The 20,503-nt window shown below is 37.7% G+C and carries 16 protein-coding genes and 1 tRNA gene; 5 read left to right on the top strand and 12 right to left on the bottom strand.

Annotated features, from left to right (window positions below; translation table 11 throughout):
* Positions 1-113: 113 nt before the first annotated feature.
* Positions 114-1,484: a phosphohexomutase domain-containing protein gene (locus I2F23_RS07035; protein ID WP_195771852.1), complete on the bottom strand. Its 1,371-nt coding sequence runs from the start codon at positions 1,482-1,484 to the stop codon at positions 114-116.
* A 463-nt stretch (positions 1,485-1,947) separates the two neighbouring features.
* Between I2F23_RS07035 and gltP the strand changes: the two genes are divergently transcribed.
* Positions 1,948-3,234, top strand: coding sequence for a glutamate/aspartate:proton symporter GltP (gltP, locus tag I2F23_RS07030; RefSeq protein ID WP_195771851.1), 1,287 nt, complete (start codon positions 1,948-1,950; stop codon positions 3,232-3,234).
* Positions 3,235-3,286: 52 nt separating this feature from the next.
* Here gltP and I2F23_RS07025 read toward each other — a convergent pair whose 3' ends face one another.
* The 6 genes from I2F23_RS07025 to ptsP form a co-directional block, all read right to left on the bottom strand.
* Positions 3,287-4,612: a basic amino acid/polyamine antiporter gene (locus I2F23_RS07025; RefSeq protein WP_195771850.1), complete on the bottom strand. Its 1,326-nt coding sequence runs from the start codon at positions 4,610-4,612 to the stop codon at positions 3,287-3,289.
* Complete coding sequence (locus tag I2F23_RS07020; protein WP_195771849.1) at positions 4,613-5,494, bottom strand: homocysteine S-methyltransferase family protein; 882 nt, start codon at positions 5,492-5,494, stop codon at positions 4,613-4,615.
* Between the two features lie 648 nt (positions 5,495-6,142).
* Positions 6,143-7,765: a malate dehydrogenase (quinone) gene (gene mqo, locus I2F23_RS07015; RefSeq protein WP_195771848.1), complete on the bottom strand. Its 1,623-nt coding sequence runs from the start codon at positions 7,763-7,765 to the stop codon at positions 6,143-6,145.
* Positions 7,766-8,032: 267 nt separating this feature from the next.
* The gene (locus I2F23_RS07010) at positions 8,033-9,763 is read right to left on the bottom strand and encodes a fructose-specific PTS transporter subunit EIIC (RefSeq protein WP_195771847.1); all 1,731 of its coding nucleotides are present in this window, start codon (positions 9,761-9,763) and stop codon (positions 8,033-8,035) included.
* 9 nt (positions 9,764-9,772) lie between these two features.
* Positions 9,773-10,705: a 1-phosphofructokinase gene (gene pfkB / locus I2F23_RS07005; RefSeq protein WP_195771846.1), complete on the bottom strand. Its 933-nt coding sequence runs from the start codon at positions 10,703-10,705 to the stop codon at positions 9,773-9,775.
* A gap of 2 nt (positions 10,706-10,707) precedes the next feature.
* Positions 10,708-13,554, bottom strand: coding sequence for a phosphoenolpyruvate--protein phosphotransferase (gene ptsP / locus I2F23_RS07000; RefSeq protein WP_195771845.1), 2,847 nt, complete (start codon positions 13,552-13,554; stop codon positions 10,708-10,710).
* A gap of 295 nt (positions 13,555-13,849) precedes the next feature.
* Here ptsP and ybaK point away from each other — a divergent pair, with 295 nt between their 5' ends.
* Entirely contained in the window at positions 13,850-14,314 is a 465-nt protein-coding gene (gene ybaK, locus I2F23_RS06995) for a Cys-tRNA(Pro) deacylase (protein ID WP_195771844.1), read from the top strand.
* Positions 14,315-14,419: 105 nt separating this feature from the next.
* On the opposite strand, the gene I2F23_RS06990 is transcribed toward ybaK, so the two are convergent.
* Positions 14,420-14,509 (bottom strand) — tRNA-Ser (locus I2F23_RS06990).
* A gap of 120 nt (positions 14,510-14,629) precedes the next feature.
* Between I2F23_RS06990 and I2F23_RS06985 the strand changes: the two genes are divergently transcribed.
* A complete protein-coding gene (locus tag I2F23_RS06985; protein WP_195771843.1) occupies positions 14,630-16,510 on the top strand; it encodes a potassium transporter Kup in 1,881 nt (626 codons plus the stop codon).
* A gap of 42 nt (positions 16,511-16,552) precedes the next feature.
* On the opposite strand, the gene I2F23_RS06980 is transcribed toward I2F23_RS06985, so the two are convergent.
* A complete protein-coding gene (locus tag I2F23_RS06980; protein ID WP_195771842.1) occupies positions 16,553-16,816 on the bottom strand; it encodes a hypothetical protein in 264 nt (87 codons plus the stop codon).
* Between the two features lie 260 nt (positions 16,817-17,076).
* Here I2F23_RS06980 and I2F23_RS06975 point away from each other — a divergent pair, with 260 nt between their 5' ends.
* Together I2F23_RS06975 and I2F23_RS06970 are read left to right on the top strand one after the other, a co-directional pair.
* Positions 17,077-18,132 carry a DNA/RNA non-specific endonuclease gene (locus tag I2F23_RS06975; protein WP_228284792.1) on the top strand — a complete coding sequence of 352 codons (1,056 nt, stop codon included), beginning with the start codon at positions 17,077-17,079 and terminating at the stop codon, positions 18,130-18,132.
* 39 nt (positions 18,133-18,171) lie between these two features.
* Positions 18,172-18,414, top strand: a complete 243-nt coding sequence (locus tag I2F23_RS06970; RefSeq protein ID WP_195771840.1) for a hypothetical protein — start codon at positions 18,172-18,174, stop codon at positions 18,412-18,414.
* An 11-nt stretch (positions 18,415-18,425) separates the two neighbouring features.
* Here I2F23_RS06970 and znuB read toward each other — a convergent pair whose 3' ends face one another.
* Genes znuB through I2F23_RS06955 form a run of 3 tightly spaced genes read right to left on the bottom strand, consistent with a single transcriptional unit; the run spans position 18,426 to position 20,494 of the window.
* Positions 18,426-19,229: a zinc ABC transporter permease subunit ZnuB gene (gene znuB, locus I2F23_RS06965; RefSeq protein WP_195771839.1), complete on the bottom strand. Its 804-nt coding sequence runs from the start codon at positions 19,227-19,229 to the stop codon at positions 18,426-18,428.
* Positions 19,230-19,232: 3 nt separating this feature from the next.
* Positions 19,233-20,024, bottom strand: coding sequence for a zinc ABC transporter ATP-binding protein ZnuC (gene znuC, locus I2F23_RS06960; RefSeq protein ID WP_195771838.1), 792 nt, complete (start codon positions 20,022-20,024; stop codon positions 19,233-19,235).
* Positions 20,003-20,494 carry a transcriptional repressor gene (locus tag I2F23_RS06955; RefSeq protein ID WP_195771837.1) on the bottom strand — a complete coding sequence of 164 codons (492 nt, stop codon included), beginning with the start codon at positions 20,492-20,494 and terminating at the stop codon, positions 20,003-20,005. Before I2F23_RS06955 ends, znuC begins: the two co-directional genes overlap by 22 nt.
* Positions 20,495-20,503 lie beyond the last annotated feature (9 nt).

Genomic DNA, 20,503 nt, shown 5'->3' with positions numbered 1-20,503 from the left:
GAAAAATATAAAAATGGATTAGAGCAGGATCGTATTTCACTCTATATACATTACCTATGTTCCACGTGAAACAAAGGAGCTAGCAATAGTCGAGCTATTGCTAGCCAAATTGTTTATTGTGTAATAATTGCTGACACTTCATCTACATAAGATTGTACAGAACGACCCGCTGCTTCTGCATTAATTTCAATATTAAGTCGCAGTAATGGTTCTGTATTCGAAGCTCGAATATTTAGACGCCATGCGCCAAAATCCAAGCTTACACCATCAGTTCTGTCAATCGTTGGTGATTGAACAGCATAATGATCAAAGATGCGTTGAATTACTGTGTCTGTATTATTAACTTTAAAGTTAATCTCTCCACTACATGGGAATTTAGCAATCATTTTTTCTACTAAAGAGGAAAGTGTTTGCTGCGTTTCAGAAAGTAGTGAAGTAACAAGTAACCATGGAATCATGCCACTGTCGCAGTATGAGAAATCACGGAAATAGTGATGCGCGCTCATCTCACCGCCGTAAATGGCATTTTCTTCACGCATTACTTGTTTAATAAATGCATGACCTGATTTAGATTGAACAGCAATACCATTATATTTTTCAACAATATCTAGTGTATTCCAGATGAGACGAGGATCGTGCACAATTTTTTCACCAGGCTTTTGGATTAAAAATGCTTGTGCAAGTAAGCCAACGATGTAATAACCTTCAATAAACTCTCCTTTTTCATCAAAAAGGAAGCAACGGTCGAAGTCACCATCCCATGCAATTCCCATGTCTGCTTCATGTTTTAAAACAGCTTCTGAAGTACTTGCACGATTTTCGACGAGTAATGGGTTAGGAATACCATTTGGAAAATTACCATCTGCTTCATGATGAATTTTAATAAACTCAACAGGAATATTCATGGCTTTAAATTTTTCTTCTAAAGCATCAATAACATGACCTGCTGCACCATTTCCTGCATTTACTACAAGCTTTAATGGGCGAATTTTTTCAGGTTCGATATAAGTTAAAAGGTGTTCTACAAACTCAGGTAAAATGTTGTATGACTCTGTCGTACCCTTTTGAGCAACCTCTTCAAAATTGTTTTCTTCAGCGAGTTTTTGAATATCTTTTAAACCAGTGTCTGCACTAATTGGTCGCGCATTTTCACGAACCAGTTTAATACCATTGTAGTCCATCGGGTTGTGGCTTGCTGTAATTTCAATACCACCTTGTACATCTAAATGGAAAGCACCGAAATATACTTCTTCTGTGCCTGTCATGCCAAGATCGAGTACATTTACACCTGAATCATTGAGACCACGAATAAGTGCTTCTTTCAAACTTTGACTACTTAAGCGAACGTCGCAACCTACAACAATCGTTTTTGGTTTATAAATTTGCCCATAGGCACGTCCAACTTTATAGGAGATATCTTCATTGAGTTCAGTTTCTAATTTGCCACGAATATCGTAGGCTTTAAAGCAAGTTAGTGTTGTCATAGAGCTCAGTATTTTTTGATGTTTATGAAAAAATGATTATAACGAGCATTTGTGTAATTGTAAGTACAAAAGAAATATTGTATTTATAAAACCAGTTGAATTATAGATTTTTGTTATTTGATTCATATCATAAAATTATAAATTTTTCCGAAAAACAAGACTTTAGTATAATTGATTTTTTTATTATTTCGTAAAATATTAGAGTAGATATAAACTGATAAGGAAAATTGGGATATATGTAAGCATTTGATAATTAAAGAAAATAAAAAATGATACATTATTTAACTGGTATCATATGTAATTTTATGTTGACGCTTACATAGCCCATTAGTACATTAGTTCAGTTTTTAGCAGAGCATTATAAAGACTCAACACATGAGTTTTTGCTTTTATCTTTCCACTTCCCGCGGTTGTAATGTCAATATTGATTGCACATGATGGGACTGAGTAGGGTTTTTGGCCTATGAAAAAAGTGAAGATTAGTCTGGCGTGGCAAATCTTAATCGCCCTTGTTTTAGGGGTTATTGTAGGGGCGATTCTACATAATCAACCTGAAGTTAGAGATTATGCAGTTACTAATTTCTTGAAACCTGCAGGTCAGATCTTTATTAGTCTGATTAAAATGATTGTTGTTCCAATTGTAATTTCTACACTTATTTTAGGAATTGCTGGTGTAGGTGATTCTAAGAAACTGGGAACACTTGGATTAAAAACAATTATTTATTTCGAAGTAATTACAACTGTTGCAATTATTTTAGGAATATTCTTAGCAAATACATTCCAGCCTGGTGCTGGTGTAGATATGTCTCTTTTACATAAAGTTGATATTTCTCAATATGAGCATACAACTGAGCAAATTCAATCTGGCTCACATGGTTTTATGCAGACATTATTGTCTTTGATTCCATCGAATATTTTCAATGCAATGGCAACAGCACAGATGCTGCCAATTATCTTTTTCTCAGTACTTTTTGGTACAGGCTTGGCTGCGCTTCCAAATGAAACAAAGCAACCATTACTTGATGTCATGAAGTCTGTTTCAGAGGCAATGTTCCGTGTAACTCATATTGTAATGATGTATGCACCTGTAGGTGTATTTGCACTTATTGCTGTCACTGTTGCAAGTTTTGGTTTCTCATCATTAGTGCCTTTAGCAAAACTTGTTGGGCTAGTTTATGCCGCAATCTTTATTTTTGGTCTAGGTGTTCTAGGTTTAGTTGCTAAATTCTGCAACTTAAATATCTTTACTATTATTAAAATCTTAAAAGATGAATTAATTTTAGCGTTCTCTACGGCTAGTTCTGAAACAGTTCTACCACGTATTATGCAAAAAATGGAAGCATATGGCGCACCAAAAGCAATTTCTAGCTTTGTTGTACCAACAGGATATTCATTTAACTTAGACGGTTCTACACTTTACCAAAGTATCGCAGCAATCTTTATTGCTCAGCTTTATGGTATCGATTTGTCGTTAACTCAAGAGATTGTCCTTGTCTTAACGCTTATGGTAACGTCTAAGGGTATTGCGGGTGTTCCAGGAGTATCATTTGTTGTGTTACTTGCAACGTTAGGCTCTGTCGGTATTCCTTTAGAAGGTCTTGCATTTATTGCAGGTGTTGACCGTATCTTAGATATGGCACGTACTGCATTGAACGTAATTGGTAATGCCTTGGCAGTACTTGTTATTAGTAAATGGGAAAAACAATTTGATGTGGAAAAAGCGAAAGCATATGAGCTTTCACTTAAATAATTTTCATATTAAAAAAAACGGTTCATTATGAACCGTTTTTTTATGTCTATTTTTAGGTTTTTTGAAGCTGCTTTTTATGTTGCATGTAGCTGTATAAGAATATGACTAAACCTACTGCATAAAGAGCAACTGATAGAAGTAGAAGTGAAACACCAGCAGCATAGAGAAGCCATAGTGCATATATTGTTGCAACACCGGCGATTAGAATGTGCTTCTGACGTTTATTTCGGATTGACTCTTTTAAGTAAAATGCAGAAACCAAGAAATATGGCAGTAAAATCATGACTGATGAAATGAGTAAAAGCTGAGTATAGTTTTTATTGAAGAAATACACAGCAATAAGACAAAGCTGAACCACGATTGAGGTTAACCAAAGAGATGCACTTGGAACATTATTTTCGTTGGTTTCTAGAAACTTCTTCGGAAAAGCCCCATTTTTAGCAGCCAGAAAAGGAATTTCTGTCGCAAAAAGTGTCCAACTTAAATAAGAAGAAGCAACAGAAATAATTAAACCAACCGTAATAATCACTGTACCTGAAAAACCAATGTAGTGAGACAAGATGGTTGCCATTGAAGGATTTTGCATACCTGCAATTTCTGCACGTGTAGATAATCCGTAGGAGAGGACGGTCACCATAATGTAAAAAGCGAGCGCAGTTAATACACCAAAGACTGTTGCTTTACCAATGTCATTTCTATTCTTTGCGCGTGAGGATAAAACAACAGCTCCCTCAATCCCTGTAAAGACCCACAAGGTAATAAGCATTAAATCTTTGACTTGTTGCCAAATAGGTACTTGTAAGGAAACGTCGTGAAAGTTAAATTTAAACAGATCGAGTTTAAATGCAAAGAATGTACATAGAATAAATACAACCATGGGAACAGTTTTCCCAATGGTTGCAACTAAGTTCACAATTGCAGCCTCTTTAATTCCTCGACTAACTAACCAGTGTACAAGCCAAACAAAAATAGACGAGCCGATCATGGCGTAAAGGGTATTGCCATCACCAAAAATGACATGCTCTTTGGTATCTACGAACATTCCTAATGATGCGAAAACAATAACAACATATCCAACAATACCAATCGTCGTACATAGCCAGTAACCCCAAGCAGAGCAAAAGCCGATAAGCTCTCCAAAGCCTGCACGCGCATAGTTATAGATTCCGCCATCTAACTCTGGATACTGTCGAGATAAGAATAAAAGTGCAAATGCTAAGAATAAAATTCCTACGCCTGTAATAAGCCAAGCAATTATGAGTGCTGCTCCGTTAGAAACAGCCGCCATATTTTGAGGTAAACTAAATACACCAGAACCAACCATCGAGCTAAATACGAGTGCTGTCAGCGAAAATAGTCCAATTTTCTGAGACGACATTTACACAGACCCTTTAAAGTACGCAGAAAGGCGTTGTATATGCTGAGGTGTAATACCACAACAGCCACCGATGAGAGTTGCGCCAGCATCTTTCCATTCTTGTGCAAAATGTAAGTAAGCTTCAGGACTTAAATCTTGACGAATTTCATCGAGTCCATCGTTTGCTGTTGCATTTTCATCTTGTGGTGGAAAGGCATTTGCATAAGCCCCAATTTGAATTTCTGGTAATAAATATCGTATCTCTTGAATTGCTTTGAGAATTACTTCAGGTTGGCAACAATTGAATAGAACGGCATCTGCACCAATACGCTTTAATAATGCCGCTGTTTGCTCTAGATTTTCGCCAGAGCGTAGGTGAGCGTTCTCCAATGAAATATCGTCTTGTAGGGTAAATGACACCCAATAAGGTTTATTATCTTTTGGTAGTAGTGCGTGTACAAGTTCAACTTCTTTCAGGCAAGATTGAGTTTCGGCTAGCCAAAAATCTACATGAGGTGCAAGCGTTTCAATAATTGGTATTGCAATCTCGTTGACATGATCTTCTTGAAATAAGTCTGCACGATATGATCCGAAAAGAGGTGGTAGGCAACCTGCAATTTGAACCTCTTTCTTACTTTCTTGTACAGCTGCTTTGGCTTGATCAATAGCAACTTGTATAAGTTGGCGACCTTCTTGATGAAATTTTTCTTCGCCAATATGAAATGGGACAACTGCATAGTTATTTACAGTAATTACTTCTGAACCTGAGTAGATGAAATCTAAATGTACATCTTTGACAGTAGTGGGCGCTTCCCAAAGTGCTAAAGCAGACCATTCTGGTTGTTTAAACGGTGCCCCACGCCGTGCAAGTTCTCGGCCAACACCGCCATCTAAAATTTTCATAATACACATCTATTTTGTACGAATAGAGGCAGTATACTGAAAACTTTTATACGAAGTTAATGAAGTTTTTGATAATCTTATTCAAAAAAATAGAAAATGAAACCTATTCATCTTTAGGATGAAAATCATTCATAATGCGCCATATTTCTGCCATGTTTCATTGGTTTTGTACTGAGCATAGTGCGATTTTAAATTTTGAAAATACGAGAATTGATATATACCCACAATAATAAAGAGTACAAAAAATGCGATGGTTCTTAGCTTTGTTTTATAATGACTACTGAAGAAAAAGAATCCTATTACATAAGCAATAATGAGCCCAAGTGGCAAAACGGAATCATGTTTGTATATGAGCCAATAGACGGCTGATATGAGCGTAATGATACCGAATAAGAGTTTATACACCACATGCGTAAACTTGGAGCCTAACAGGATAAATAAAGCAATTAGGCTAAAGAGAAAGAACTTTACAGCCCCACCAATAATAGCAATGTACGCTGCATGGATCAGCATTAGAAAAATTAAAAGAAAATTTAGTTTGGATAACCATTGGAGGGGAGAAGTATTCATGCTGTTATTAATATTGTGGGAGTTTATTAGTATAAAAAGGGATGAAATTAATTTCATCCCTTTTGTGTGAATACAACGTTATTTACTTTGTGTTGGTGCTGTGAATAAATCCGCAGGTGTCACATAGTTTAAACCAAGTGTCTGGCTCGTATAGTGACGTGTTTGATCGAGTAGTTGCGCATCTTCAGGTAACTTTTGTCCATAAGAACGAATAATTTCATGAAGCTTAGGATTCCACTCACCTTTGGTTTGTTCAGGGAATGCTTTCTCAAGTAGGCTTAACATAATATATGGAGATGTTGAAGCACCTGGAGAAGCACCAAGCAACGCTGTTACAGATTTATCAGGAGAAGCAAAGATTTCTGTACCAAACTGAAGTTTTGCAGGTTTACCAGGTTCTTTCTTAATAATCTGAACACGTTGGCCACCTTGGCTTAAATGCCAGTCTTTTGGATCTGCATTTGGATAGTACTTTTTCAATTCATTAAAACGGTCTTCGTCAGACATAAGTACTTGGCTAATAAGGTAACGAACAAGATCAAGATTTTGTAATCCAATGTTTGTCATTGGTAGAACGTTGTAGCGATTTGTCGAAGCCAATAAATCTAGCTGAGAACCATTTTTTAAGAATTTATTTGAATACGTTGCAAATGGTCCGAAAAGAACATACTTTTTGCCATCGATGTAGCGCGTATCAATATGAGGTACAGACATAGGAGGTGCACCAAGATCTGCACGACCATACAGTTTGGCTGTATGTTCAGATGCAACTTTTGGATTATCTGTAATTAAGAACTCACCACCCACAGGGAAGCCTGCATATTGTTCTGCTTCAGGTAAGCCTGTTTTTTGAAGCATTTTAATGGCTGCGCCACCTGCACCAATAAAGACAAATTTTGCTTTAATTCGGCTAATTTCACCAGTTTTCAAGTTTTTAGACTCGATAGACCATGTCTTATCTGCATTCTGACTCAGATTTGTAACTTCTGTAGAGAGTGCAAGCTTAAAGTTTGGTGATTTTTCTAAATGATTAATGAGCTGTGTAGTAATCGAACCATAGTTCACATCAGAACCAATTTCCATACGTGTCGCAGCAACTTTTTGCTTTGGATCACGTCCTTCCATGGCCAAAGGTGCCCATTTCTTAATAACTTCAGGGTCTTCTGTAAATTCCATACCCTTAAACAATGGGTTTTTAATCATTGCTGCATAACGCTTTTCTAAGAAGTCGACATTGTCGCCCCAAACGAATGCATGATGTGGTACAGGATTAATGAAAGTATTCGGTTGACCCAAAACTTGGTTATTAACTTGATATGCCCAAAATTGCTTTGAAATTTCAAACTGATTTGCCACATTAACAGCTTTTGAAATGTCCATTTTACCGTCTTTTTCTTCGGTATAATTCATTTCCATAAAGCCTGAGTGTCCAGTTCCAGCATTGTTAAAGCCATTTGAACTTTCTTGAGCGACATGATCTAAACGTTCAAACATGCGAATATTCCAATTCGGCTGTAGTTCGTTTAAGTAAGTACCCAATGTGGCGCTCATGATTCCACCGCCAATAAGGACGACATCAACAGTAGGCTCTTTTGCATCTACTTCAATGGCTTTTGAACTAATTGGTCGGAATAAAAATAAAACGAATAAAATTCCCAATACAATAATGAGTATGAGAAGATATTTCATGAATTTCTTCATGTAAGTTCCCTAAAATGAATAACTGTCCATAGATGAGTGTAAGTACTCAGAAGAAGGTTGGAGATTTTGCAGATTGGCACGGTAAAATATCCATTTACCATCACAGTGAGAGATACGACTCAAGCAATACTTTAGTATTATATCAATGGCTATTTTTTAATAAAAGTTAAAATTTAAAATTCGCTTAAAAAAGTATGAGATCTTATTTCTAAAATGTAAAAAGCCGAGTAAAACTACTCGGCTAAATAGCTACAAAAGAATGAAGAGTTATGCGGTTTCTACTGTTTTTACAACAGGCGTTTCAGGATTCTTCTTACGAATTACTGCGTACACTACGCCCGTTACAATGCTACCTGCCAAAATAGAAGCAAGATATAAAAATGCATGGTTAATTGCATTTGGAATGAGTAGAACGAAAATACCACCATGAGGTGCCATTAACTGACAACCAAAGAAGGCAACAAGTGCACCAGTAATTGCCCCACCAATAATACAGCTTGGAATGACTTTAACTGCATCTCTAGCTGCAAATGAAATCGCACCTTCAGAGATAAAGCATAAGCCTAAAACAAAGGCTGCTTTACCAGCATCACGCTCAGCTTGGTCAAACTTTGCTTTTGCAATAAAGGTCGCAATAGCCATACCTAAAGGAGGAACCATACCGCCTGCCATGGTAGCAGCCATTGGCATGTAAGTGTTGGTTGTAAGTAGACCCACGGTAAAAGCATATGCAGCTTTATTAATTGGACCACCCAAGTCGATACACATCATTCCAGCTAAAATCATTCCCATAAGGACAGCATTACCTGTACCCATATTATTCAGGAAGTGCTTCATAGCATCGAAAATATAGGCAACTGGATGACCTACAACATAAACCATAATTAGACCAGTAATAAGACTGGCAAACAATGGGATAATAAGAATTGGTTTTAGAGATTCAACACTTTGAGGTAGCTTCACTTTCTTGGCAAGAAAGAGCGCAATATAACCTGCAATGTAACCAGATGCGATTCCACCTAAGAAGCCTGCACCTAAAGGTCCTGCTGCAAGAAAACCACCAATTAAGCCCGGAGTTAGACCAGGGCGGTCTGCAATAGAATAAGCGATATAGCCAGATAGCATTGGCACCATTAAAGTTAGTGCTGTTTTTCCAATGAGTCCCAGATTGGCTGCTAACGTCCCTTCGGCTGGGTTTAAGCCAAAGAAAAGTGAAATGGCTAAAATGAGGCCACCTGCAACAACCATAGGCAACATGTAAGAAATACCTGTAAGTAAGTGTTTATATACACCTACTTTTTCTTTCTTCTCACTTTTTGCTTCATCTTGACTTTGTTGTGTACCTGATTCTAAAACTGTCGCTTCTTTAATTGCATTTGCAAAAGCTTTATCGGTTTGTTTTAGCGCAAAACCTGTACCACAACGATATACACGTTTACCAATAAATCGATCGGTATTTACTTCAATATCCGTTGCTAATATAACAATATCTGCTTCTGCAATACTTTCTGGAGTGAGAATATTTTTTGCACCCACAGAACCTTGAGTCTCAATATTAATTTGATACCCATGCTTTGCAGCGCCTTGTTGTAAGGCTTCTGCTGCCATAAAAGTATGTGCAACACCTGTTGGACATGCAGTAATTGCAACAAATTTACTAGCACTTCCTGATGAGGCAGTGCTGGTAGATGCAAGTGCTTCTGTAGTTGTCGATGTATTTAATGCATTGTTTAGAATATCTTCTGCATTATTTTGGAGTACATCTAAGCTCACAATTGAAACTTGTTTGTCTTTTAATGCATCTGTCAAACTTGGACGGCGACCAATAAAAATGACATGATCTGCTTGCTGCGTATCCATGGTTTCCATAGATTGTGCAACAGTGTTTTTATATCCTAGAGATGAAGCAACACTGGCGAGTTTACGTGCCAAAATCAATGCATTGATAGGTTGTTCAGGACTATTTGGAACAAATAAAATATGTTTAGTGTTTTGCATTTTTCTCACCTAACTCAATGAATCAATTGAGATTTGTTGCTTCAGCTTATCAATGGCAGATAGATCTTCAATAGCAAAACCAATTTGAGTTACGGCATTGCTACCGATGGCAGTTGCTGTTTTGAGTGTTTCTTCAGGTGCCGTTTTTGTAAGAAAACCGTGAATCATTCCTGCAACAAGAGAATCGCCAGCACCTACTGTACTTTTTACAGTGACTTTGGGTGCTTTTGCATGTAATGGGTGAGAAGGGTGTAACCAATTCACACCTTCTTCGCCCATTGAAACAATGATATTTTCAATTGTGGCATTTAACTTATCAAATACAGCCTTTTGTTCCGCAAAGGTATTTGCAGGTGCATTATATGCTTCGCTAAGTTCATCTGTATTTGGTTTAATTAGCCATGGATTTGCTGAAATAGCAGCACTCAGTGCTTTACCACTGGTATCTACTGCAACTTTCTTTCCTTTGCTTTTCAGCCATTCGATAAGTTCTATAAGTTCATCAGGCGAGAAACCTTGAGGTAAACTTCCAGAAATTGCAATAATTTCTACCTGATCAATCAGTTGACTTATCGTCTCGCGTAAACGATTTTTGGCGTCTTCATCAACGAAAAATCCTTTCCCGTTAATGTCGGTCATTCTTCCAGATTGTTCAGCAACTTTAATATTATGGCGAGTTTCACCATGTATATAAATAAAGTGATTGTCTAAACCTTCTTTTTCAAAGTGTTTATCGAAAATTTGACGATTACTTTGTCCAAGAAAACCAGTAACAATAGGTGAATGACCTAAATCTTTTAAAACCTGCGCGACATTCAGTCCTTTACCAGCAGCTAAACTTTGTGCCGATTGTTGACGATTCACTTCTCCAACTTTCAGAGTATCTAGTTGAAGAGTAATATCAATTGCAGGGTTGAGTGTAATTGTTAGAACTTTTGCCATGCTTATTCACCTAATTGTCTTACTGCAGTTGCACTGTCGCACTGTAATGCTTTTTGTGCAATATTTTGGCATTCAGCAAAGTTCAATGTACGAATTTGTGCTTTTACAAGAGGAATACTTGTACTCGACATACTTAACTCATCTACACCAAGTCCCATGAGTACTGGAACTGCTTTTGGATCTGCTGCAAGTTCACCACAGATACCTACCCACTTCCCATATTGATGTGCAGCACGTACGGTTTGATCAATGAGTAAAAGTACACTTGGATGCAGACCATCTGCCTCAGCTGAAAGCAATGGGTGACCACGGTCAATTGCCATGGTGTATTGGGTTAAGTCATTGGTTCCAATACTAAAGAAATCAACTTCCTGAGCAAGAATAGGGGAGAGAAGTGCCGCAGCAGGAACCTCAATCATAATACCTACTTCTAAATTCTCACATGGGTAATCTTGACGTACTTCATCTAAAATTGCTTTTGCAGCACGCCATTCTTCGACACGTCCGATCATAGGGAACATAATGCGAAGTGGGCGGTTATCAGAAGCTTTTAAAAGTGCAACAAGCTGTTGACGTAAGAGTTCTGGTTTACGCAGTGTTAAACGAATACCACGAATACCTAAGAAAGGATTCTCTTCTTCTGCAATTGGTAAATATGGAAGTGGTTTATCGCCACCTACATCGAGCGTACGTACAACCAGTGGTCTTCCTGCAAGATCATCAAGGACAACACGATAGTCTGCCTCTTGTGTCTTTTCATCTGGAGCACTGTTATGTGCCATAAAGACCAGTTCTGTACGCAAAAGACCTATTGCTTCTGCACCATCTTTTACAGCTTTTCCGGCTGCGTTTACTTTTCCAATATTTGCAGCAATTTCCACTTGATGCTTATCTAGTGTGATTGCAGGTTCTAAACAGTGTTTTTCTGCTTCAATACGAATTTGACGTTGGCGCTCGCGTTCAGCAACAGCATGTTCAATAAGTGATTGAGCTGGATCAATGACAAAGTCGCCATTGTCGCCGTTAATGAGTACAGTTGTATTACTTTCAATTTTAAGAACACTACTGCCCGCACCAACAACAGCCGGAATACCAAGTGCTCTTGCAACAATTGCACTGTGCGCACTTGCACCGCCTACTGCTGTTAAAATACCGGCAACGCGGTCTTTATCTAAACGAGCAACATCACTTGGCCCAACATCATGCATAATTAGGATGTATGGCTCTTGAGGTTCTACAACATCTGGTACACCACAAAGGACAGCCAAAACACGCTCACCAATGTCACGTAAGTCTGCCGCACGCTCTGCGAGTAGGTGATCTTTAAGTTGTTCTTGTGCTTTTGCAGCAGCTTCAATATGTTCGTGCCAAGCAGCAGGTGCAGAAAGATTTTGCTTTAGCCCTTTATGAACGCCTTGAATAAGGTCAGGATCATCTAACATTTCTAGATGTGCTGTAAAAATTTGCTTAATTGCTTCTACTTTGCTTTCAGCAATAAACTGGCGGATATTTTCTTTAACTTGTGCAATTGCTTGTTCAAGTTTCGCAGTCTCTGCTTTTACATTTTTACTATTACGTTCGTATTTAAACTCACGTGGTTTAATGACATGTGCTGGACCGAAAGCAAGACCTGAAGATGCTGGAATTCCAGAGTTTGATTCCTCTTCTTCAAAAGTAAGCACTTCAACTTTATCAGTATTATTGTTCGCTAGTTCTTGTTCATCAATCGGTTCTACTTCTTCGCCTAAGCCATTTTTTACAGCAGCGATAATGTCATCTAATCCAGCAACAGCATCAGTATTTGGTTCAGCAATAAAGGTAAGTACTTGACCGCGCTTACAGCCCAATGAGAGTAATTTAGTTAAACTTTTTGCAGAAACTAGTTGCCCATCATCTGCAGAGACTTGGATGTCGCCTTTAAAGGTTTTACTAATATTTACCAATTGAGTGGCAGGTCTTGCATGTAAACCATGTGCATTGGCGAGCGTTACGCTACGTGACGGCCAGTCAGGAATAATTTCTGCACCAATAATTTGTGCAATTTGATGGCTGTCATTTTCTTGTGTGAGTTTTTCAAGTTGACTCGGATCAAAAAGAATATCCATTAAGCGGTTAAACTGTGGCATATCTAACTGATCGTTGCTTGCGATACACAATAATGTGCTAATGCTTTCGCCTTGGTGCTCAATAGGGTGTTCAGGTTTGATAATACTAACAGCAGGACTAAGGACATGTTCACTTGCTGTAATAGACCAAGTACCTTCACCTAAATGAATCATTTGTTTAGGATCGAGTGCACAAATAAAACCTGGTTCTACAAGTTTTTGTTGTTTGAGTAATTGCGTTGCCTGCCACAGTAAATCATCTGTATCGTTTGCAGGAACTTGAGTTGCAATAAGGTTTTCGTGTAATGCTAAAGAGGGAGGCTGTGCATGAAGGAGTTCTATAATTTGTTCTGCAGATGTTGCATTTTTAACACGGTCTGAAACATCGTCAATCAGTGCTCTTGTCAGTATTTGTAGTACTTGTAAGTGTTCGTCTGATTTTGCAGCGATGACAACAGCGAGATAAATTTTATTTTCTCCGTCCCATACCACACCTTGTGGGAAATGGGCGAGTCGTACACCTGTTTCTAAAATATATTGTCTTGATTGTGGCGTACCATGCGGTATAGCAATACCTTGACCTAGGTAGGTCGCACTTTGTTGCTCCCGTGCTTTTAAGCCTTCTAAATATTCAGGAGTAACTAGTTTATCTTCAACTAAAATGTTGACTAGACACTCTAACGCCTGAGCTTTATCAACAGCATGTTGATCCATTCTAACATGTTGTACATCTAGCGCTAACATAAAAAATCCTTGAAAAACATCATAAATCGAGTTGAGGCGCTGCCTTTCCGGGAAAAATTAAAAGGCAAATTCTACTATGCTTCGCCCTTAAAATCAGTTCTTTTTGATTATTGGACATAATTGTAGATTTAAACCCCGTAAAGTTTACTTGAATTCACTTTAAATAGGGTGATAATTTTGTTTGTATTTTAAAATTACATTTAAATCAGGTGTATATAAAATAAAGTCCTGATTTGTTTTTAAAATATCCATCACTATTATCCTATTTATTTTCCTACACTAGAAATTTATTCCTATGACACCTGCATGTAAGTTATTAAAAGCAAAGAGAATCAGCTATACCATACATGAATATATACATGATGCAAATGCGACCAATAGCTATGGTTTGGAAGCTGTTGAAAAGCTGGGTTTACAGCCTGAGGAAGTATTTAAAACGCTACTTATTACAGATGGGAAGCAGTTCTATGTTTCTGTATTACCTGTTAGCCATCAATTAAATTTGAAGAAAGTTGCACAAGCATTGGGATGCAAAAAAGTCGTAATGGCTGACCTACACGATGCAGAAAGAATTACGGGTTATTTGGTTGGAGGAATTAGTCCTATAGGCCAAAAAAAACGCTTAAAAACACTACTTGCGATGCAAGCAACCTCGTTAGAGAAAATATATATTAGTGGAGGTCGTCGAGGATTAGATATAGGAATTAAACCAGATGATTTAGTAAGTATTTTAAATGCAAGCTTTGCAGATATTATTTAACTTCATATAAATAAATGAGTTTAATGTATATAGAATAAATATTAAGGAAAAATAAAGTTATGGGAAATAGAGTATTATTTATTGAGTAATGAAATCATTATAATTTGGCGGTGAGAGAGGGATTCGAACCCTCGATACGCGCAAACGTATACACGCTTTCCAGGCGTGCTCCTTCAGCCACTCGGACACCTCACCAATGGGCGAGGATGATAGCGAAAAAAATACAACCTGCCAAGCTGAAATATAAGATTTAAAGCAAAAGGCTTAACTTAGTGCTAATATTCGCCATATGTGCGAAGAACATGTAGTTTTTTTATGCAAAATTCAACGGTAAAACCATCTATGCATGCATTGACACTGGCTGCTTTAGGTGTTGTGTTTGGTGACATTGGAACCAGTCCATTGTATGCAATTCGAGAGTGCTTTATTGCAGCACATATTTCTATCAGTCAATCGACTGTTATGGGGGTGTTGTCATTGGTCTTTTGGTCAATGATGCTTACAATTAGTATTAAGTACGTCACTTTCATTATGAGAGCAGATAATAATGGTGAGGGTGGAATTATGTCTCTCCTTGCGCTTAATTTGCGATCGAAAAGACTTGATCATAATAAAAAGATTTATCTGATTGCATTAGGCTTTATTGGTGCCTCCTTATTTTTTGGTGACGGCATTATTACCCCTGCAGTATCTGTTCTATCTGCGGTTGAAGGGTTAAGCATTGTTACACCAAGTTTTAACCAATGGTTGATGCCTATTGCACTTGGAATTTTAACAGCATTATTCATGATACAGCGCCACGGTACAGGGACGATGGGGAAACTTTTTGGCCCGATTACCCTGACATGGTTTATCTCAATTGGTTTGTTAGGTATTTGGAGTATTATTCAAACACCTTACGTGCTGACTTTAATTAATCCGTACTGGGCTGTAAATTTTGTAGTTAGTGAGCCTAAAGTTGCTTTTCTAACTATGGGTGCAGTGGTATTAACGCTAACGGGTGGTGAAGCACTTTATGCAGATATGGGGCATTTTGGTAGACAACCTATTCGTTTAGCATGGTTTACGATTGTATGTCCTTGCTTATTGTTAAATTATGCAGGACAGGGTGCATTACTTTTAAGAGATGAAACAGCAATTTCAAATCCATTTTATCTTTTAGTACCGCAGTGGGGATTATTTCCCATGATTATTCTTGCGGTTGCTGCAGCAGTTATTGCCTCGCAAGCAGTAATTACAGGTGTATTCTCAATGGCAAATCAGGCCATTCAATTGAGATATTTGCCGCGTCTTGCTGTACATCACACATCGGATATAGAGCAAGGACAGATTTACTTACCATTCATTAATTGGATATTATACGTCTCTGTACTCATTTTAATTTTGCTATTTCACAATAGTGCAAACCTCGCTGGTGCGTACGGTATAGCAGTAACGATGACGATGTTGTGTAGTACCATTTTGGTTTCTGCATATGCAAGAAGTGGTTGGCAGTGGCCTTGGTGGAAAGTGGCTGCATTTGCAATTCCATTTTTATGTATAGATACGGTATTTGTTGCATCAACGTCTTCAAAAATTTTGGTCGGTGGTTGGGTTCCGATAGTGATTGGTTTTGTTGTTTTTACCATATTAATCACATGGAAAAATGGTCGAGAAATTGTGATTCAGCGACTCGAAAAAGATGCGCTTCCACTTGAACTATTTATAAAAAGTGTACGTGCAAGTGACGACACGAAGTACGTACCGGGCGAAGCTGTATTTCTAACGGGTACGCCTAATATTGTGCCTCATGCGATGTTACATAATATCAAGCATAATAAAGTTTTACATGAACGAAACATCATGGTGACTGTCATTACTCAAGATGTTCCATATGTTCAAGATAAAGATAGGCTACATATTGAAAAATTAGATGATCGATTTTATCGAATCTTTATGTACTATGGTTTTAAAGATCAACCCGATATTCCAGTTGCATTACAGCAAGCGTATGAATCACTTGGTTTTGAATTCGATATGATGCATATGAGTTTCTTTATTTCTAGAGATCGCTTAATTCATACGGTTGGAGAGGGGATGGCACCTTGGCGAGAAAAGCTCTTTATTTCTATGTATCGCAATACAAGTCCAGTGAGTGACTTTTATCTTATTCCGACCAATCGTGTGGTTGAAATGGGAAGTCAGATAGAAATTTAAAAATAAAAAACCGGGCAATTTGCCCGGTTTTTTATTTGCCAATTACATTCCAGCAGGCGTAGATGCTGGCTGTTGGTCAGTATTGTCATTTGGAGTTTGTTGTACATTGCTATCTGGTGAAACCAATGTATATTGCCCACTTTGTAAAAGACTCTTTAATGACCCCGGTTGTCCATTTACAGTCGTCGACACCTGTGCTTGAGAGAGACTTTCTAAGGTTTGACCTGACTCAACAGCAGGTTCTGCAAAAGCAGTTGTTGCAAGAAGACCCGTCGCTAACCCAATTGTCGTTATGATTTTACCCATCATGTAACTCCAATTCACATCAATAAAATTGTTTAAATTATAACAAAGCTACATTCGCATATATTTTATTTATAATCAATTTAGGAAGTATAAAATTTTCATAAAAGCATCATATGTATACATAAACATGAATATTTCGTGGTTTTGTAAAATGCTATTGTTTAATGTATAGACAATTGAGAGATCTTGAATATACTTTCCAAAAGTTGCTTGATAATCTCACCCAAGGACATTTTTTCGAAAAAAATATGAAATATTTAATGGTTCACAAAGTTTTTTCTATTCCAGCAATTTCTCGTTTACGCCGTTATTTGGCATGTACCACAGTAACTACACTTGCTGTTATTGGTGGTCAGAGTGTTTATGCTGGAACGAACTTTTGGAGCAGTTCTTCTTGTCTGAATGAGTTTTATAAAGATACACCACCATATTTAGTCAGAGATAGCTTAAAAAAGAATACGACAGCACTATGTTTTCATGGCTTTAATGTCATGTATTCTGGAATGTCAAAAACACCACTTTGGAGTGCCGAGCATTTAACAGTACAGCGTTTAAGCCATAAAATTAAACGCGAAGATAGCTTCCATGAAGAAGAAAGAGTGAGTCCTCAGTTTCGTGCAACTTTAAGAGACTATAAAGGATCGGGTTTTGACCGTGGGCATATGTCTCCTAATGGAGATATGCCAGATACGCTTTCACAAGCAGATAGTTTTTCTCTGGCGAATATGGTGCCACAAGCACCTAAAAATAATCAGGATATTTGGAGAAAGCTTGAAGAAGCAACACGTTCTACTGTAACAAAACAAAAACATGATGCTTATGTAATCACAGGCCCTATTTTCTCAGGGAAGAAGCTTTCAACCATAGGTAACGGTGTATTTGTTCCATCTGCTGTGTTTAAAGCTGTTTATTATCCACAAACAGGTGTTATTGGTGCCTATTATGCACCTAATAATAATTCACTCAATGTTCGAGTGGTGAGTGTGTGTGAGATTGAAGACTTAACAGGTATCAATTTATTTCCAACGCTCAATGAAAGTACAAAACGAAAAATATATGATTTACCACTGACGGGTGGTGAGGTGAAACCTGCACAAAAAGCCAGTTATTTAAGTTGGGATGCGAAGAGTGAGTGTGCAGAGCATGTATCAGATGCAGATATACAGTCTTTGCAGAAGCAATTTTATGCCGAGGGAAGAACAGGAAATAGTGCAAGTGGTACGATTAGCGGTATTCAAGAACGTGTGATACAGTTTTTGAAACAACTATTACCGAGTATTTTAGAGTTTATTTTAAAAATGTTGAAAAGTTCATAACACATCTATGCTTGTTAGATAACAATAGAGGACAATAAAATGTTTAAACCGTTTGCAGGTGATGAGTCTTCATCAATTTATGATTTAACTTTGGAAAATGCCGAAGATCGCATTAATATTTATGGGAACTTACAAATTACTAAGGATCAAGAAGGCTTGAAAACAGCAAAAGCTTTGCAAAACTTTATAAATGAACTTGTAAGTACTTTAGAGGGAACTAAAGATTTGCCTGAGAAAATTAAAATTGAAGATGCAAAAGAAATTGAAAACCCCTTTTTATAAGGGGTTTTTGTTTAAACAAGGCGATACTTTATTTTTTGAAAACAAAAGATAAGACAGAAAATCAGTGACATCGTGAGTACAATACTTAAGCCTGTTGCAATGTTGAGTAATGCACTAGACCATAAACCAATGGCAAGTGCTACTTGTCCTAAAATGAAAGAGAACAAAACCATTTGCTTAGGTGACTGTGCAAGTAATCTTGCTGTAAGTGATGGAATTACAAGTAATGCACCCATGAGAAGAGATCCAACAGCACGCAACGCCAGCACTGTAAATATAGCAAGTAATATCATGAATATGAGACGTTGAACATTGGCATTGATGCCTTCACTCATTGCTATATCTGGATCAATCGCAATTTGAATTTGTGCACTCCAAAAAAAACGTAGAAGTGTAACTGCGATTAATACAATTAGCCCAAAAAGAGGGAGATCTGACCAACTAATTGTAAGTAGGTCGCCAAAAAGATAGCTGAGTAATTCTGGACGTAAAGCAGGGAGTTGTTGAATAAGTAATAAACCACTGCATAGAAGTGTCGCAGAGCACAATGCTAAGAGTGCATCATTTGGTAGTCGTTTATCGTGTAAAAACCAAAGTAGACTCACCAACGTAAATGCCAAAAGAGATACGCCAATCCACAACGGAAGATTTAAAATTCCTGCAACTGCAACACCAAGTAATGTGCCATGTGCCATTGTATCTGCAAAAAAAGACATACGCCTCCAAAGCATTAAGCAGCCAAGGGGAGCAGTGAGAAAAATTAACAGAAAGCCCATGACCCAAGCTGGGAGCAAAAGCTGTAACCATTCCATCATACGCTATGCTTCCGGTTCTGGGTGAATATGGGGGTGATGCTCATGCTCACATATTGTTGTAGGTGTGTCGCCATGTGCACAATGGTCATGATGATGTTGATAAAATGCACGTTGAGTACCAAAAATTGCTTGGTATTCGGGATGTTGTTGTACATTCTCGGGTAGTCCGCTACAGCAAATATGTTTGTTTAAGCAGACGACACGGTGAGTACCTTGCATAACCCATTGTAAATCGTGAGATACCATGACCACAGCACATTTATATCGTTCTGGCACACTACGAACATATTCATATAGCTCTGCTTCAGATTGAATATCTAAACCTTGCATGGGTTCATCAAGAACTAAGACATCTGGTTTACGCAGTAAAGCACGGGCTAGTAAAACACGTTGCCTTTCACCGCCAGAGAGTTGTTGTACTTTAGCGTTTTGAAGTTTTAAAATTCCTGTTTCTTCAATAATTTGATTTTTTGTTTCGATATCACATGTTTCTAGTGCAAGTAAGTCCTTTACACGTAGAGGTAGACTATGTGAGGGGTTGAATTTTTGAGGTACATAAGAAAATTTAAGTGGCGTATTCTGCGAAATTTGACCACTGTTGGGTTTTAATATGCCGAGTAGTACCTTAATAAGGGTAGACTTTCCTGCACCATTTGGGCCGATTAAAGTCACGATCTCGTTCTGATATAGCTCAAAATCAACTTTTTTTAATATTTCTCTTTCGTCTATTCTTACATTAATTTCTTTAAGTGACAGAAGTAGGGGAGGGGAGCTTATTGACTGCACTGCTGACATTTTCCAGAAATTTCGATGGTTGTATGATTTATATTGAAATGATCTGAGTTTGCCAATTTTGATAGTTGACTAAGAACATTGTCTGCTGAAGCCTCTTTAACAGATTTACAGCTAGAACAAATGAGAAACGCTGCTTGATGACCTTCACGTGGGTGACAACATGGAATGAATGCATTAATCGAGCTGAGTCGATGAATGAGTCCCATATCTAATAGGAAGTCTAAACTACGATAAACTGTAGGAGGTGCAGCAGGTTTATCTGATGTGTTTTTAATCTGTGCTAAAATATCATAAGCACCAATTGGGCCAGTTGCTTTGAGGATGAGGCTGAGCACTTCTTTGCGTAAAGGCGTTAATCTTGCATTATGAGAAACACAAAGACTTTCTGCATCTGCTAAACGTGTGCTTAAATCTCCATGGTCATGAACGCCATGAACTGAATTATCATGTGAATGTGTGCATGAAGCCATAAATATCAC

This window comes from Acinetobacter pollinis, from assembly GCF_015627175.1.
GTDB classification, from domain to species: domain Bacteria; phylum Pseudomonadota; class Gammaproteobacteria; order Pseudomonadales; family Moraxellaceae; genus Acinetobacter; species Acinetobacter pollinis.
Note: the sequence above shows the minus strand (reverse complement) of the source record. Positions and strands in the feature narration are given on the sequence as shown.